Source organism: Thermostichus sp. MS-CIW-30 (assembly GCF_054058015.1).
Genome location: NZ_JBSRZW010000013.1, coordinates 48,780 through 61,424 on the forward strand (window position 1 = coordinate 48,780; position 12,645 = coordinate 61,424).

A 12,645-nucleotide genomic window follows, 5' to 3' on the forward strand; every position below is an offset into this window, starting at 1 on the left:
CTCCGGCTGGAATTGCCGGCGATGAGGTACCAAACCAGCCCCAAGCCGTTCCAAAAACCCGCCGATGACCCTTGCTGTGCCTTGCCAAGTAAGCTTTTCCGATGGCTCTGCGAACAAAAATACTCATCTCTAGTCCCACAAATTGGATGAAAAAATTGCTTTTTTGTCTCTTGAAGATCTCTTGAAGATCTGATTTGGTACCAAAAACTGGTCAAGCAAGTGGAATAATTTTTTCAATCTATCTAGAACTTAAGATTGAGTTTATAAAATAGTTGATCTCTTCCCTCCTACTTAAGGTAGAGTTACTACTCAATAAAAAAGGACTTAAAGCACTGCCGGTAGTGTCTAGTGAAGCAGCCTCAATAAATTTAGTGAGTCAAACACCGAGTTCTGGATTAGATTTTTCGAAGTCAAAGCCTTTACGAAAAGGCTTTTGTGCTGGTATGAATAAGGTGCTGTTTGCAGAAAGGTCAGCTTCGTGTGTAGGAAGAGGGCCCGATGCAGCAGGAGAAGTAGAGATTCTGACAGGACATGAATTTATGGTGTGGGGTTTGATATGTCAGAAAGTCTTGACTTGCAAGATGCGGTGGGGCGTTTCTTAAAGACGATTGGCCGCTACTCGTTGCTCACCGCTGAAGAAGAGCTCCGCCTGGCTCACCAGGTGCAGCGGATGGTGACGCTCTTGGAGCAACGGCAGCCCCATGAGTCTGTGGAAGGTTGGAGCCAGCGGCTGGGGATCCCTTTAGCAGAGCTGCAGCAGATCCTGCGGCAGGGGGAAGCAGCCAAGAAACGAATGGTGGAGTGTAACCTCCGCTTGGTGGTGTCGATTGCCAAGCGCTATCGCAATCGAGGCTTGCCGTTTCTGGATCTGATTCAGGAAGGCACCATCGGCCTCACCCGCGCCGTGGAAAAGTTCGATCCCACCCGTGGCTACAAGTTCTCCACCTATGCCACTTGGTGGATCCGGCAAAGCGTGAACCGGGGCATCCAAAACAAGGGGCGGATGATCCGTCTGCCGGCCCACATGTACGAAAAGGTCTCCCAGGTGAAGCGGCGCTACCGCGAGTTATCTGCCGAAAGGGGATCCCGTCCCCAAGCGGAAGAAGTTTTTGATTCTCTGGATATTGGCGATAACTACCGGGAGCTGATCACCCGCCACATGGCAGAGATGCGTTCCTTGAATGTGGGGGTAGGGGATGAAGACGGCACCGAGCTGCAGCACTTCATCCCAGATGAAGACAACGACCCTGTTGAACACCTAACCCAGCTTGCCCGTCGAGAGGAAGTCCGCGCGCTGGTGGGCCAACTGAGTGAACGAGAACGACAGGTGATCGTGGCTCGCTATGGGCTGGATGGATCGAGGGGCCTAACGCTGCGGGAAATTGGGGAGCACATCGGCCTTTCGCGAGAGCGAGTCCGACAAATTGAGCGGCGGGCCTTGCGGAAATTGCGGCGGCTGCAACAGGAATACTCCACGCCCAAAGCTGCCAAACCCTGGGTTAACGGGAACCTGTAACCGTTTGCGTCAGCGGTGCGCAGCACTGTAGAAAGGTTTTTTCACCACTTCGGCAGGCTGGCGCTGCCCCCGAATTTCAATTTCCAGCCGGGATCCCACCTTGGCCCAAGCCGGAGCGACATAGCCCAAGCCGATGCCGTAGCCCAAACTGGGAGAATGGGTGCCGCTGGTTACCCGTCCGATCGGCTCAGGGGAGTTGGGAGCGTAGATGGCATAGCCGCTGCGGGGGATGGCCGGATGCAGCATGCGAAACCCCACCAGGTGGCGAGGGATCCCTTGCTGCCGTTGGCTTTCGATGGCGGGCTTGCCGATGTAGTCCCCTGGGTTGTTCACCAACCAGCCCAAGCCCGCTTCTAAGGGAGTGGTGCTCTCGTCCATGTCCTGCCCGTAAAGATGGAAGGCAGCCTCCAGGCGCAGGGTATCGCGGCAGCCCAGCCCACAGGGTTGTACGCCGGCCTGAATCAGTTGCTCCCAAAGGCGGATGCCGTCTTCGGGGCTGAGCATGACTTCAAAGCCATCTTCTCCGGTGTAGCCAGTGCGGGCCACGAAGATAGACTCTCCCAAGGCTCCCGCCGCTCCGGCAAACTGACCGTGCTGAAACCGGCGCAAAGCCTTCAGGGATCCCTCCAAAAAGGGCTGGAGAACCTGTTCGGCTGCCGGCCCCTGCACCGCCAACAGAACCTGAGCATCGGAGTGATCCTGCAGGTTAACTCCGGGGATCCCTTGGAAGTGGTGGTTGAGCCAATCCCAATCTTTCTGCCGGGTGGCTGCATTGACGATCACGCTCCAGTGCTCCAGCTCACCCTCCGGTGGATGCCGGTAGAAGATGACATCATCCAAAATGCCCCCCAGTGGATTGAGCAGGACGGTGTACCGACCAGATCCCACAGGAACGGCGCTCAGATCGCTGGGAACCAGACGGCTGAGGTGGGATCCCAGCTCCGGCCCCCAGAGGGTGAACTTGCCCATGTGGGAAATGTCGAATGTCCCCACCCTCTCCCGCACTGCCCGATGTTCTGCTATCACTCCCCGATACTGCAGCGGCATTTCCCAGCCGGCAAAAGAGACAAATCGCGCCCCCAAAGCTTGATGAAGGGAGAACAAGGGGGTGCGTTGCAGAGGCGTTTGGCTCATCAAGGGATCCTCAGCGGTCTAAAGACTAAAAGGTCAAAGACTAAAATAAGTGCAGCATCGCCCATTTCTCGGAGCTTGTGCCATGCGCCTTCTCCACACCATGATCCGCGTCGGCAACCTGGAGCGCTCCCTGCGGTTTTACCGAGAAAACGCCGTAAAGCCCTGCCCTTGAGGGTAGGGATGTAAGGCGCAGACCGTTTTATCCCTTCAGGAACGCTGTTCGCGGTAGCGGTGCGTAGCACTTTAAAATAGCAATATGTTGGTCAGAGAAGCCAAGCTGCTCAACGGCACAGCAGAGCAGTACCAAGCTCTGGATGAAGCCATTCGCACTGCGCAGTTTGTGCAAAACAAGTGTCTACGGTACTGGATGGATAACCGGGGCGCGACCAAAGCGGTTCTGTATTCCCTCTGCAAGGACTTGGCCAAAGAGTTCCCCTTCGCCCGCCAGCTCAACTCTGCCGCCCGTCAAGCTAGTGCCGAAAGAGCTTGGTCTGCCCTCTCCAACTTCTACCGCCGTTGCAAGAACAAAGAGCCAAGGAAAGGCTATCCGCAGTTCAAGAAGAACTGTCGGTCGGTCGAGTACAAGCTGTCCGGCTGGAAGCTGTCTCCTGACGGCATGTCCATCACGTTCACCGACGGCTTCAACGCAGGAACATTTGCCTTGTACTGCAATGGTGAGGCAAGACACCATATCCTAAACTCCAAAATCAATCGGGTGCGGGTGATACGCAGGGCAGATGGGTACTATGCCCAGTTCTGCTTGGATGTGGAGCGCAAGGAGCAGGGAGAATACACAGGCAATGTTATTGGCATTGACTTGGGCTGGAAGGCTTTCTACACCGACCAGAACGGCAACTCTGTAGAGTGTCCAAAGTTTCTCAGACGCAGCGAAAGGAGGTTAAAGCAGCACCAGCGCAGATTAAGTCAGTATCGGGAGGAATACACAACTTCACTTGCCTTGTGATATAACTTGTGATATAATAATACTGCGGACACCAGGAACGGTTGTTTAAGGCACTGGTAACGGTCGATTGGGGGTGTCGTAAACCATCCCAGAGGTCCGTGGTTAGTTTACTAACTGCAGGGCTACTAAAAGCCTACTCTGTACCGCGAAGCAGTCAGGGTCGGGTAGTTTACTTGGCGGATCCCCCTACAGTCAACTGGCCCAGCACGTTGATATCAAAGGTGAAATTAATTGTCACCGAGTTGCCCTCATAAGCCTCAGGCAGGGGCAGGAAGGGAGCTGCCCTCTGGATAGCCGTCAGCGCTGCATCGTCTGTTTGTTGGCTGCCGGACGTGCGCCCCAGGCGAATGCTCTGCAGATCGCCAGCTCGACCCACTGTAAAGATCACCACTGTGCGGCGCGAGGTACCGGTCTGCCCAGGTATCCAATTTTGCTCCACTTTTCGCTGCAAAGCGGCCAGCCAAGGACCCCAATCCACATTGGCCCGCGCTGCCACACTGGGGGGATTGGGAGCGGATTGGGTGGGGTTGGCCAATCCACTAGCTCCACTGCCCTGGATCCCGGCTCCATTGCTGGGAGCAGAGGCACTGACCGGAGGCCCCAACTGGGAAGAGTCAGAGGGCCGCTGGGCGGGAAGAACCTCTGTCACCGGTTGCGGAGCGGGCGGAACGGGAGCCAATTGGCTGGGATCCGAAACCCGCTCGCTTGGCTGTATGGGCAAGGGCTCCGCAGTTGGCGGGGGAGTGGGCCTTGGGGAGGGAGCAGCCGCCACAGGCGGTGGAGTTTGGGTCGGAGTAGGTCTGGGGACAGGCGTGGGAGGGGACGGTGCCGCAGTCGGGGTCGCGGTGGGCTGAGGGGGAGCGGGGGTTGGGGTAGGCGTGGGCTTGGGTGGAGGGGTTGGAGTTGGGGTTGCCAGGGCAACTGCAGCCGGGGCAGGTGGTGGTGGAACAGGGGCAGGCGGTGGCGGTGGTTGGGGTCTTGGCGGCGGCGGCGGAGGGGCCTCCTGGGGAGGGGCGGCCTGAGATTGAGGTGGACTGCCTTGAGACGGAGGGGCTTCTACCCGCTCACCCCCATCGCGGGAATCAACTTCTGAAACCAGATCTGCTTCCTCTGGGGGCTGCAGCTCTTCTGGATCCAGAAGGATAAACTCAATGGCTTCTTGTTCTGGCTCGCGAGTGAGCCAAAGCCGCCCCAAGTGGAGCAATCCCAGCAGCACCAGCACGTGCAGCAGCAGCGACAGCGCCACCATCCAAAAAAAGTTGCGAGATTCATCCTCGCGGCGGCGCTGCTCAATCCAGATGCTGGTCATAGCCAAGATTGCCCTTTCCTTTCTTCAACGCTCTCAACACACCGAGTTGTCTGTTGCAGACTGGGCCACGGGGGTAACACCCCAGCTAGTGTTATAGCATCCGAGCAGTTGGCACTCCTGCGCAAAGGCGTATAGTCTATCTCGGGCTCGGGAAGGGATCCCACCTTGCAGCAGCTCTAAGATCGCCTACCTTGAAAAGAGCGGGGATCCCATTAGCCGGGGAAAAGCCCCACAGCTCGGGGTGCTGGCTCTGATGTTGGCTGGTGGGGCACTTTTGGTGGCTTTTTAGGAGCGACGTTATGGAACCCATCCGCTTTCATCTGGCCTTTCCAGTTGCCGATATTGCCTTGGCCAAGGCCTACTACGGCGATGGCTTGGGCTGTGAGATCGGTCGAGAAACCTCTGCTGCCGTTATTTTTAACCTGTACGGCCATCAACTGGTGGCCCACCTCACCCACGAAGAGCTGACGCCCCAGCGGGGCATCTACCCTCGTCATTTTGGCCTGATCTTCCCTACCCAAGGGGATTGGCAGGCGCTGGCCGACCGTGCCCTGGAGCGAGCCTTGCCCTTTTATCAGGAGCCGCGTTGGCGCTTTGTTGACACCCCCTTGGAACACGGCACCTTCTTTTTGCAGGATCCCTTCTACAACCTGCTGGAGTTTAAGTACTACCGCCACGCTTCCGCCATTTTTGGGGAGCGGGAGTTGGCCTTGGTCGGGGACAGTGCTTCCCACCGCTCGCGCGAACGATCCCCGGCCCGCTCAAGTGGCATGTAGTGCAAACAGGAGGAACCTTTGGCCACTCAACCCCTGCGTTCTGGCCCCGCGCGCGGCCCTATCTGGCAGATGGATTTCAACGCCGTCCCCCTGCGGGATGAGCAGAACCGAAGGGTTTGGGAGCTGTTGGTATGCGATCCCACCGGCCGGTTTCGCCAAGCGCAGTATTGCAGTAACCAAGAGGTGAATAGCACCTGGGTGGCACGACAGTTGCGGAGCTACCTCGAAGCGGCTCCCCAGCCTCCCTCGGCCATTCGTGTGTTTCGAGCCCGCATGAGTTCCATCCTGCAACGGGCCTGCGATGCGGTTGGGATCCCGATGCTGCCCAGTCGTCGCGTTTACACCCTCAAAGCTTGGATGCGAGAACGGGCAGAGCAGGTTTACCCTCAAGAGACTCAGTTTACCTACAGCCCCGAACCTCCTGTGGATCCGGATCCGCCGGATCCCATCCGTCTGCCGGACAAGTTGCAGGGAGAACGCTGGGCCTTCGTGACCTTGCGAGCTGAGGATCTGCGGGAAGCCGACGCCTGGCCGATAGAATTTGGCGAGCTTTTTCCGGTTGCCTGGGACACTTTGACGCCCGACACATTGGCACCAGTGGTGCGGAGCACCCTCATTCCCGGCTTGGTGATTACCTCGCAGCGGGCTTTGCCGATGGCAGCCTGGATGAGCGGTATGGAACCCGCCTACTTGAGTGTGGCAGACGGACGGCTACTGCTCGAGGCGGGCCTCAACGATTGTTATCTGTTTGCACAATTGAGAGATGAAACACTGCGAACAGAGGCAGAAGTCTTTGCCCAGCGCCAGCAGCAGGCCCAGGGGCTCCACTTTCTTGCCATTCAAACCGATCTCAGGGCCCAGTCTTTCGCCGGCTTCTGGCTGATGCAACATCCGCTGTAAGTAGCAGCCGTTACAGCCTGTTTGTAAATTACAGTCATTTCAAACTAGATTGAGACACTCCCCAAACGCTCCGCGCCGCTGCCGCGACCACCCCCAGCTCCTCTCCCAGAGGGAGAGGGGAGTTAGAGACCAATGCGACAGAAATGTTTCATTACCTGTTTAAAAAATGACTACACTACTTGAAATGACTGCGTTTTCGATTCAAACTAGGGCCCTGCATCCGCACCCAAAACCTTGAATGCGCAGGGCCAGAAGGCTTTTCAAGGACTCCGTCCTGCTGGCGCGATCAGTGGCCTAGGCGTCTCACCCTAACTTGAAACCACCATATCGCCAAAGTCGCCAAAGAGAGAAGGGATCCTCACTAGGAAAACACAGCCTCCAGCGCCTGCAAGGTCTTTTTCACCTTGGCCTGGGCTGCCTCCACCTCGGGTTGGTCATAGGCTTTGGCGGCAAAGTCTAGTTGTTCTAAGCTGCGGCCCATCTCCTTAGCCAGGCGCAGCACTTCCCGCTTTTGTTTATCTGGCAGGGTAGCCGCCAGGCCGGTCAAGGTCTTACGAGTGAGTCCCATCGGCCCGTGGATGTAGGAGCGGATCTCCAACCAGTCCTCCGCCTCCACCAGGCTTTGCAGCCGCTCTACCTGTTGCTCCAGTTGTTGCAGCTCTCGGGGCAGGCCAGCAGCCGCTTGCACAGAAAGGGATCCCAGCCACAGCCCCAATGTCAGGATGGCAACCAGCAACACACTCCGCCAGCGACAGATCATCACATACCTCCCACATGCCTGCAACAGGCTTGACTTCTTGGCCATGATTGCCATCAGCTTTTTGGCAATCATTTGGTAATCAAATGAATAGTTTACCCGCTGGCTGCACCTCAGCCCCTTGGCTGCCTCTCGAAGAGCACAGCAAATCGGTTAGGCTAGGGATGTAAAAGAATGTAAATGGCACTCTCATGCAACGCATCATCCTCATGACCGGCAAGGGTGGAGTCGGCAAAACCTCGATGGCGGCGGCGACCGGCTGGCGTTGTGCCGAGATTGGCCTGAAAACTTTGGTGCTGAGCACAGATCCGGCCCACTCTTTGGCCGATAGCTTCGATCAGCCCTTGGGCCATGAGCCGGTCGAGGTCAAACCTAACCTTTGGGGGGCGGAGCTGGACGCCCTCAACGAACTGGAGCTGAATTGGGGATCCGTCAAAACCTACATTACCCAGGTGTTGCAGGCGCGAGGGCTAGATGGGGTGCAGGCACAGGAGCTGGCGATTTTGCCAGGGATGGATGAGATCTTTGCCCTAGTGCGGGTGAATCGCCATTACGACGAAGGCAAGTTCGATGTGTTGATCATCGACTCGGCCCCTACAGGCACGGCCCTGCGCCTCTTGAGCCTGCCGGATGTTTCTGGCTGGTACATGCGCAGGTTCTACAAACCCCTGCAGGGGCTGGCGCAAATGCTGCGTCCTATTGCCGAGCCGATTGTGAAGGGGCTGACCGGGATCCCGCTGCCGAATGACCAGGTGCTGGATGCTCCTTATGAGTTCTATCAGAAGATTGAGCGGCTGGAGCGCATCCTCACCAACAACCGCATCACCTCAGTGCGGCTGGTCACTAACCCCGAAAAGATGGTGATCAAAGAATCGCTGCGGGCCCACGCCTACCTCAGCCTTTACGGGGTGGCCACCGATTTGGTGATTGCCAACCGCATCTTGCCCGATGGAGTGGTGGATCCCTACTTTGCCGCCTGGAAGGCAGCCCAACAGAAATATCGCCAGGAAATCCACGAAAACTTTGCCCCCCTGCCGGTCTTCGAGATCCCGCTGTACTCCGAGGAGTTGGTGGGATGGGACGCCCTAGCCCGCCTGAAAAAAGACCTCTGGGGGGATCGCAACCCGGCGGACGTGCTCTATGCCGAGCAAACCCTGAATGTGGTAACCGACAACGGCCAGTACCGGCTGGATCTTTACTTGCCCGGGATCCCGAAAGAGCAGGTGGAATTGACCAAAACCGGGGATGAGCTGAACATCCGCATCGGCAACCACCGCCGCAACTTGGTTCTGCCCCAGACTTTAGCGGCCATGACCCCGGCCCGCGCCAAGATGGAAGAAGACTACCTGCGCATTCATTTTGCTGCTTGAGGCTGTAGCTGCTCTTGGTTGCGTCAGTGTTGAACGGCAACGGGGCAGCGTCAGCGCCAGATGGCACAATGAGGGTGTTCCCTACTTCTAAAGATGGATCGCCGAGGATCCCTTCTCAGAAGAGGATGAGATCATGCTGTTGCTTCGTATCTTCCTGGTGGCTCTGCTCATCGCTTTGACAGGTTGGTTTTCCCCTCCCGCCAGCGCCCTGCTCAACGACGACCGTTACGATGGCAACATCTTTGCCCTCTACGGGGCCAATGGCGGCATGATCCCCCCCCGCGTTTCCTTGAAGCAGGCGAAAGAGCAAGGGATCCCGGCCCTCCTCGTGTATTACATCGATGACAGTAGCGATTGCAAAAAATACGCCGCCACCATTGCCAACCTGCAGGTTCGCTACGGGCTGGGGGTCTATTTCATCCCCTATTCCGTCGATTCCCTCCTGCCCGGCGACGAGCGCGGCCAATACTACACCGGACAAGTGCCTCAAACCCTCCTCTTCGACCCAGAGGGAAATATCGTCTATCAATCCGTCGGCAACCGCCCCATCACCGAGGTGGAAAACGCTATTCGCGCCCTCTTCAAGTTGGATCCCGTTCCCCCAGGGCTGATCAAAGCCAAACCTTTCAACGAGATCCAAACCGGATTTGCCGGATCCCGTTCTCCCCAAGCCTACCCCCCCACAAAAGCCCAGCCGTGACGGCCAATCCCGATCCCTTTGATCCTCTCGAGGCTCTGCAGGAAAAACTCCAGAGTCTCCAGGCTCGTCTTGCCGACCTCAGAGAATTGGAGCGCATAGCCCAGCTTTCCCCTGAACAATGGGCCGAAATCCAAGCTGAAGCCAGTCAACTGGAGCAACGCCTGCAGGCTTATGTGCTAGAGGTGTTTAATCCTGTCCCCGCTACCTTTTGGCAGGTGGTACGCTTCGGCGGCCTTGGCCTGCTGCTGGGCATTGCCCTGCAGCGCTGGGTGCTGAGCTAGCCAGCACACCCCTTAAGATAAAAAAGCTCTTGGATCCCGGAGCCCTTGCCCATGCGCATGCGACGCCCTAGACCATTTAGTCTTGACCGCAAGACTTCGCGCTTTCTGCCTCTGCTGGGCCTGCTTTTGGCGCTGCTGACCCTCCTGCCCCGTTGTCTGCTGGTTGTCCAACCCGGCTACGAAGCCGTCATCTTCAACCGCCTCACGGGAGTGGAAATGACTCCCCGCCGCGAGGGGATCCATCTGCTGATTCCGGTGCTGCAGTTCCCCACCCTTTACGATGTGCGCACCCAAACCTACAACATGACCAGCCGAAGTGAAGAGCGCAGCGTCAAAGCCGACGATACCCTCACCGCTCTCACTGCCGATGGGCAACGGGTGGATCTGGATGTTTCGGTGCGCTATCGCCTGGATCCGGACCGGGTTCCCGAAATCCATCGCAATGTAGGCCCCGATTACCTGAACAAAATTATTCGCCCCGCCTCCCAAGCCGTGGTGCGCAATGTTATCGCCCGCTATTCGGCCATTGGCGTTTATTCTGAGCAACGAGCTGAAATCCAAGAACAAATTGCCGCTGAGCTCTCTCGCCTAATGCAGCCAGAAGGGCTGGTGCTGCAGAGCTTGCTCTTGCGCAATGTGGAATTTTCCAAAGAGTTTCAGTCGGCCATCGAAGCCAAACAAATTGCCGAGCAAGAGAAGCAAAGAGAAGTGTTTCGCGTAGAGCAGGCTCAACTCATCAAACAACGAATGATTGTCAAAGCCAGCGGTGAGGCCCAAGCCATCGCCCTCAAAGGGGAAGCGCTGCGCAGCAACCCGAACGTCATCCAGCTCGAGTATGTCCGCAACTTGCCCGACGACATCCAAGCCATCGTCAGCGAGCAAAACACCATCCTCAATCTGGGGGACTTTCTCAACAAGTAATCGATTCGAGAGTCCCAAGTTAGGATTGGATCCATCCAGTTCAGGTGCATCCACTCCAAGCCCGTTCTCAACAGACCATCAGCCCCAGCCCCTCTCCCAGAGAAGTGTTGCTGCTGTGCCCCTTAATTTCTTGATGGGCCGTAATTCTCGGCCTTTGCATTCATTTTGCATTCATAGAGAACCCAGCACTCTCCGGTACTCCGGGGGCCAAATACCGGGCCCGACACTCAACTGGCAAGCTGACGTAGGAGCCTGGGGAGTTGACTGGGGCATCCACTCTCCGGAGCATCTGTATCAGACTAAACAGAAGGAGGCTGCCAGGATATCTAGGCTTTGTACAATTGCTCACAAAGCCCTGGGTTGATGGGAGAAAACCCTTCCCTTTCCCGGAGCAGCTCAGTGTAAAGCCTGATGCTCTTTTTTCTCTGATGGGATTACCGTAGAGGTGTTGCTACTGGGATCCTGCAGTGACCAGCTTTTCCTGTGCCCAACTCGCCAAACTCGAGATGCCCAAGATGCCCGTGACAGTTGGGATCCCTGTCACACCTTCTGCGGATGAGGCGGATGAGACAGAGATCGGTCATCTTTTGATCGTCGATGATCAGCCCAACAGCCGCCTGCTGCTGGGGGATCTGCTGCAGAGCATTGGCTATCGGGTCAGCGAGGCCGAAAACGGCAATCAAGCCCTGCAGATGTTGAAAACCTTCCAGCCGGATCTGATCTTGCTGGATGTGATGATGCCGGGGTTGGATGGGTTCGAGGTCTGTCGGCGCATCAAAGCCAATGACGAGACGCGTTTGATCCCGGTGGTGCTGATTACAGCGGCCAGCGATCGCAAAAATCGCGTGCGCGGTATTGAAGCTGGGGCAGATGATTTCTTGAGCAAGCCCTTTGACGAGTCGGAATTGTTGGCGCGGGTGCGTTCCCTCGTTCGCCAAAAGCACCTCAATGAAGACTTGGATCATGCTGCCCAGGTTTTGTTCGCCATTGCCCGCAGTGTGGAAAGCCGGGATCCCACCACCGGGGATCACTGTGAGCGCTTGGTACAAATGGCCAAGAGCTTCGGCGAGTTTTTACATCTGCCCCGTCCCCTGATCAAGGTGCTGATGTGGGGAGGTTACCTGCACGACATCGGCAAAGTGGGCATACCCGATGCCATCTTGGGTAAAACAGGCAAACATACCCCGGAAGAGTGGGAGGTGATGAAATCCCATGTCTTGATCGGGGAGCAAATCTGCCGCCCACTACGCACCATGAAAGAGGTGTTGCCCCTCATCCGTCACCACCACGAGCGTTGGGATGGCAGCGGTTATCCCGACGGCCTCAAGGGGGAAGAGATCCCCCTGGTGGCCCGCATCTTTCAGATCATCGACATCTACGACGCCCTCACCTCAGAGCGACCTTACAAGCGAGTTTTCACTGCTCAAGAGGCTATAGACATTTTGCGGGAAGAAACAGCCAGAGGGTGGCGGGATCCCCAGTTGGTGGAGTATTTCTTTGAGTTTCTGCGATCGCAGGCGCCAGATTTGGAGTAGGCTGGATAGAGCTTGCTTGTAGTGTATCAGCAGGATAGAGTCTTTTGCCGGGTGCCGATCCGCTGCGTCGTTGTGTAGGGTGTCGCCAGTTGTTTCCTCGCTCACAACTGTGGCGGCTGGTCAGACAATTTGATTCCCACCAAGTGCTTTTGGGCGGGGGTATGGGGCGCTCTGCCTATGTCTGTCGGCGGCTGGAATGTCTGCAAGCAGCCCGGCGCAAGCAACAGATAAACCGAGCCCTCAAGGCACCTGTGCCTGACTCGTTGTTCCAACGGCTGCTGGATTCTCTTGAGCAAGATTCCCAGGGACATCTCCTCCAAAAGCCTGAGCCTCAGAGGTATTCCCAAACATAGGTAAGATATTTAAACGCCCTTTTAGGTTCATCAGGTTGCGAACTACACGACAGCCCCTCTCAACTGTCAGAATGGGAGTTGGCCGGAAAACTGAGGTCAGGCTGGAGGAGCTGCAGAGAGGTTATTCTG

At 56.8% G+C, this 12,645-nt stretch carries 13 protein-coding genes; 10 read left to right on the forward strand and 3 right to left on the reverse strand.

What is annotated here, in order from left to right; all coding sequences use genetic code 11:
- Nucleotides 1-556 precede the first annotated feature (556 nt).
- Nucleotides 557-1,516, forward strand: a complete 960-nt coding sequence (locus ACVWXW_RS07535) for a sigma-70 family RNA polymerase sigma factor (protein WP_011432772.1) — start codon at nt 557-559, stop codon at nt 1,514-1,516.
- A 9-nt stretch (nt 1,517-1,525) separates the two neighbouring features.
- Here ACVWXW_RS07535 and gcvT read toward each other — a convergent pair whose 3' ends face one another.
- Nucleotides 1,526-2,650 carry a glycine cleavage system aminomethyltransferase GcvT gene (gcvT, locus tag ACVWXW_RS07540; protein ID WP_457403399.1) on the reverse strand — a complete coding sequence of 375 codons (1,125 nt, stop codon included), beginning with the start codon at nt 2,648-2,650 and terminating at the stop codon, nt 1,526-1,528.
- 256 nt (nt 2,651-2,906) lie between these two features.
- Between gcvT and ACVWXW_RS07545 the strand changes: the two genes are divergently transcribed.
- Nucleotides 2,907-3,614 carry an RNA-guided endonuclease InsQ/TnpB family protein gene (locus ACVWXW_RS07545; protein WP_011432770.1) on the forward strand — a complete coding sequence of 236 codons (708 nt, stop codon included), beginning with the start codon at nt 2,907-2,909 and terminating at the stop codon, nt 3,612-3,614.
- Nucleotides 3,615-3,783: 169 nt separating this feature from the next.
- On the opposite strand, the gene ACVWXW_RS07550 is transcribed toward ACVWXW_RS07545, so the two are convergent.
- Complete coding sequence (locus ACVWXW_RS07550) at nt 3,784-4,923, reverse strand: energy transducer TonB (RefSeq protein ID WP_457403400.1); 1,140 nt, start codon at nt 4,921-4,923, stop codon at nt 3,784-3,786.
- Nucleotides 4,924-5,222: 299 nt separating this feature from the next.
- Between ACVWXW_RS07550 and ACVWXW_RS07555 the strand changes: the two genes are divergently transcribed.
- Both ACVWXW_RS07555 and ACVWXW_RS07560 read left to right on the forward strand, forming a co-directional pair.
- Nucleotides 5,223-5,699, forward strand: a complete 477-nt coding sequence (locus tag ACVWXW_RS07555) for a VOC family protein (RefSeq protein WP_414424831.1) — start codon at nt 5,223-5,225, stop codon at nt 5,697-5,699.
- A gap of 18 nt (nt 5,700-5,717) precedes the next feature.
- Nucleotides 5,718-6,599 carry a Tab2/Atab2 family RNA-binding protein gene (locus tag ACVWXW_RS07560; RefSeq protein WP_011432767.1) on the forward strand — a complete coding sequence of 294 codons (882 nt, stop codon included), beginning with the start codon at nt 5,718-5,720 and terminating at the stop codon, nt 6,597-6,599.
- 361 nt (nt 6,600-6,960) lie between these two features.
- On the opposite strand, the gene psbQ is transcribed toward ACVWXW_RS07560, so the two are convergent.
- Entirely contained in the window at nt 6,961-7,404 is a 444-nt protein-coding gene (gene psbQ, locus ACVWXW_RS07565; protein WP_414349863.1) for a photosystem II protein PsbQ, read from the reverse strand.
- Nucleotides 7,405-7,547: 143 nt separating this feature from the next.
- Here psbQ and ACVWXW_RS07570 point away from each other — a divergent pair, with 143 nt between their 5' ends.
- The 6 genes from ACVWXW_RS07570 to ACVWXW_RS07595 all read left to right on the forward strand — a co-directional run bounded on the left by ACVWXW_RS07570 (nt 7,548) and on the right by ACVWXW_RS07595 (nt 12,516).
- Nucleotides 7,548-8,726: a TRC40/GET3/ArsA family transport-energizing ATPase gene (locus ACVWXW_RS07570; RefSeq protein WP_414332153.1), complete on the forward strand. Its 1,179-nt coding sequence runs from the start codon at nt 7,548-7,550 to the stop codon at nt 8,724-8,726.
- Nucleotides 8,727-8,859: 133 nt separating this feature from the next.
- Nucleotides 8,860-9,426, forward strand: coding sequence for a thylakoid membrane photosystem I accumulation factor (locus ACVWXW_RS07575; RefSeq protein WP_011432764.1), 567 nt, complete (start codon nt 8,860-8,862; stop codon nt 9,424-9,426).
- Nucleotides 9,423-9,707, forward strand: coding sequence for a hypothetical protein (locus ACVWXW_RS07580; RefSeq protein ID WP_041436379.1), 285 nt, complete (start codon nt 9,423-9,425; stop codon nt 9,705-9,707). The genes ACVWXW_RS07575 and ACVWXW_RS07580 overlap by 4 nt, the downstream gene beginning before the upstream one ends.
- 51 nt (nt 9,708-9,758) lie before the next feature.
- Nucleotides 9,759-10,628, forward strand: coding sequence for a prohibitin family protein (locus ACVWXW_RS07585; RefSeq protein ID WP_148202707.1), 870 nt, complete (start codon nt 9,759-9,761; stop codon nt 10,626-10,628).
- Nucleotides 10,629-11,143: 515 nt separating this feature from the next.
- Nucleotides 11,144-12,163, forward strand: coding sequence for a response regulator (locus ACVWXW_RS07590; RefSeq protein ID WP_457403402.1), 1,020 nt, complete (start codon nt 11,144-11,146; stop codon nt 12,161-12,163).
- Between the two features lie 44 nt (nt 12,164-12,207).
- A complete protein-coding gene (locus ACVWXW_RS07595) occupies nt 12,208-12,516 on the forward strand; it encodes a YlxR family protein (RefSeq protein ID WP_457403403.1) in 309 nt (102 codons plus the stop codon).
- Nucleotides 12,517-12,645 lie beyond the last annotated feature (129 nt).

Bases quoted from the DNA above. Each gene is read 5' to 3' on its own strand.
- ACVWXW_RS07575 (WP_011432764.1), top strand. From the start codon at position 8,860: ATGCTGTTGCTTCGTATCTTCCTGGTGGCTCTGCTCATCGCTTTGACA.
- ACVWXW_RS07545 (WP_011432770.1), top strand. From the start codon at position 2,907: ATGTTGGTCAGAGAAGCCAAGCTGCTCAACGGCACAGCAGAGCAGTAC.
- ACVWXW_RS07570 (WP_414332153.1), top strand. From the start codon at position 7,548: ATGCAACGCATCATCCTCATGACCGGCAAGGGTGGAGTCGGCAAAACC.
- ACVWXW_RS07555 (WP_414424831.1), top strand. From the start codon at position 5,223: ATGGAACCCATCCGCTTTCATCTGGCCTTTCCAGTTGCCGATATTGCC.
- psbQ (WP_414349863.1), bottom strand. From the start codon at position 7,404: ATGGCCAAGAAGTCAAGCCTGTTGCAGGCATGTGGGAGGTATGTGATG.
- ACVWXW_RS07590 (WP_457403402.1), top strand. From the start codon at position 11,144: ATGCCCGTGACAGTTGGGATCCCTGTCACACCTTCTGCGGATGAGGCG.
- ACVWXW_RS07585 (WP_148202707.1), top strand. From the start codon at position 9,759: ATGCGCATGCGACGCCCTAGACCATTTAGTCTTGACCGCAAGACTTCG.
- ACVWXW_RS07550 (WP_457403400.1), bottom strand. From the start codon at position 4,923: ATGACCAGCATCTGGATTGAGCAGCGCCGCCGCGAGGATGAATCTCGC.
- gcvT (WP_457403399.1), bottom strand. From the start codon at position 2,650: ATGAGCCAAACGCCTCTGCAACGCACCCCCTTGTTCTCCCTTCATCAA.
- ACVWXW_RS07535 (WP_011432772.1), top strand. From the start codon at position 557: ATGTCAGAAAGTCTTGACTTGCAAGATGCGGTGGGGCGTTTCTTAAAG.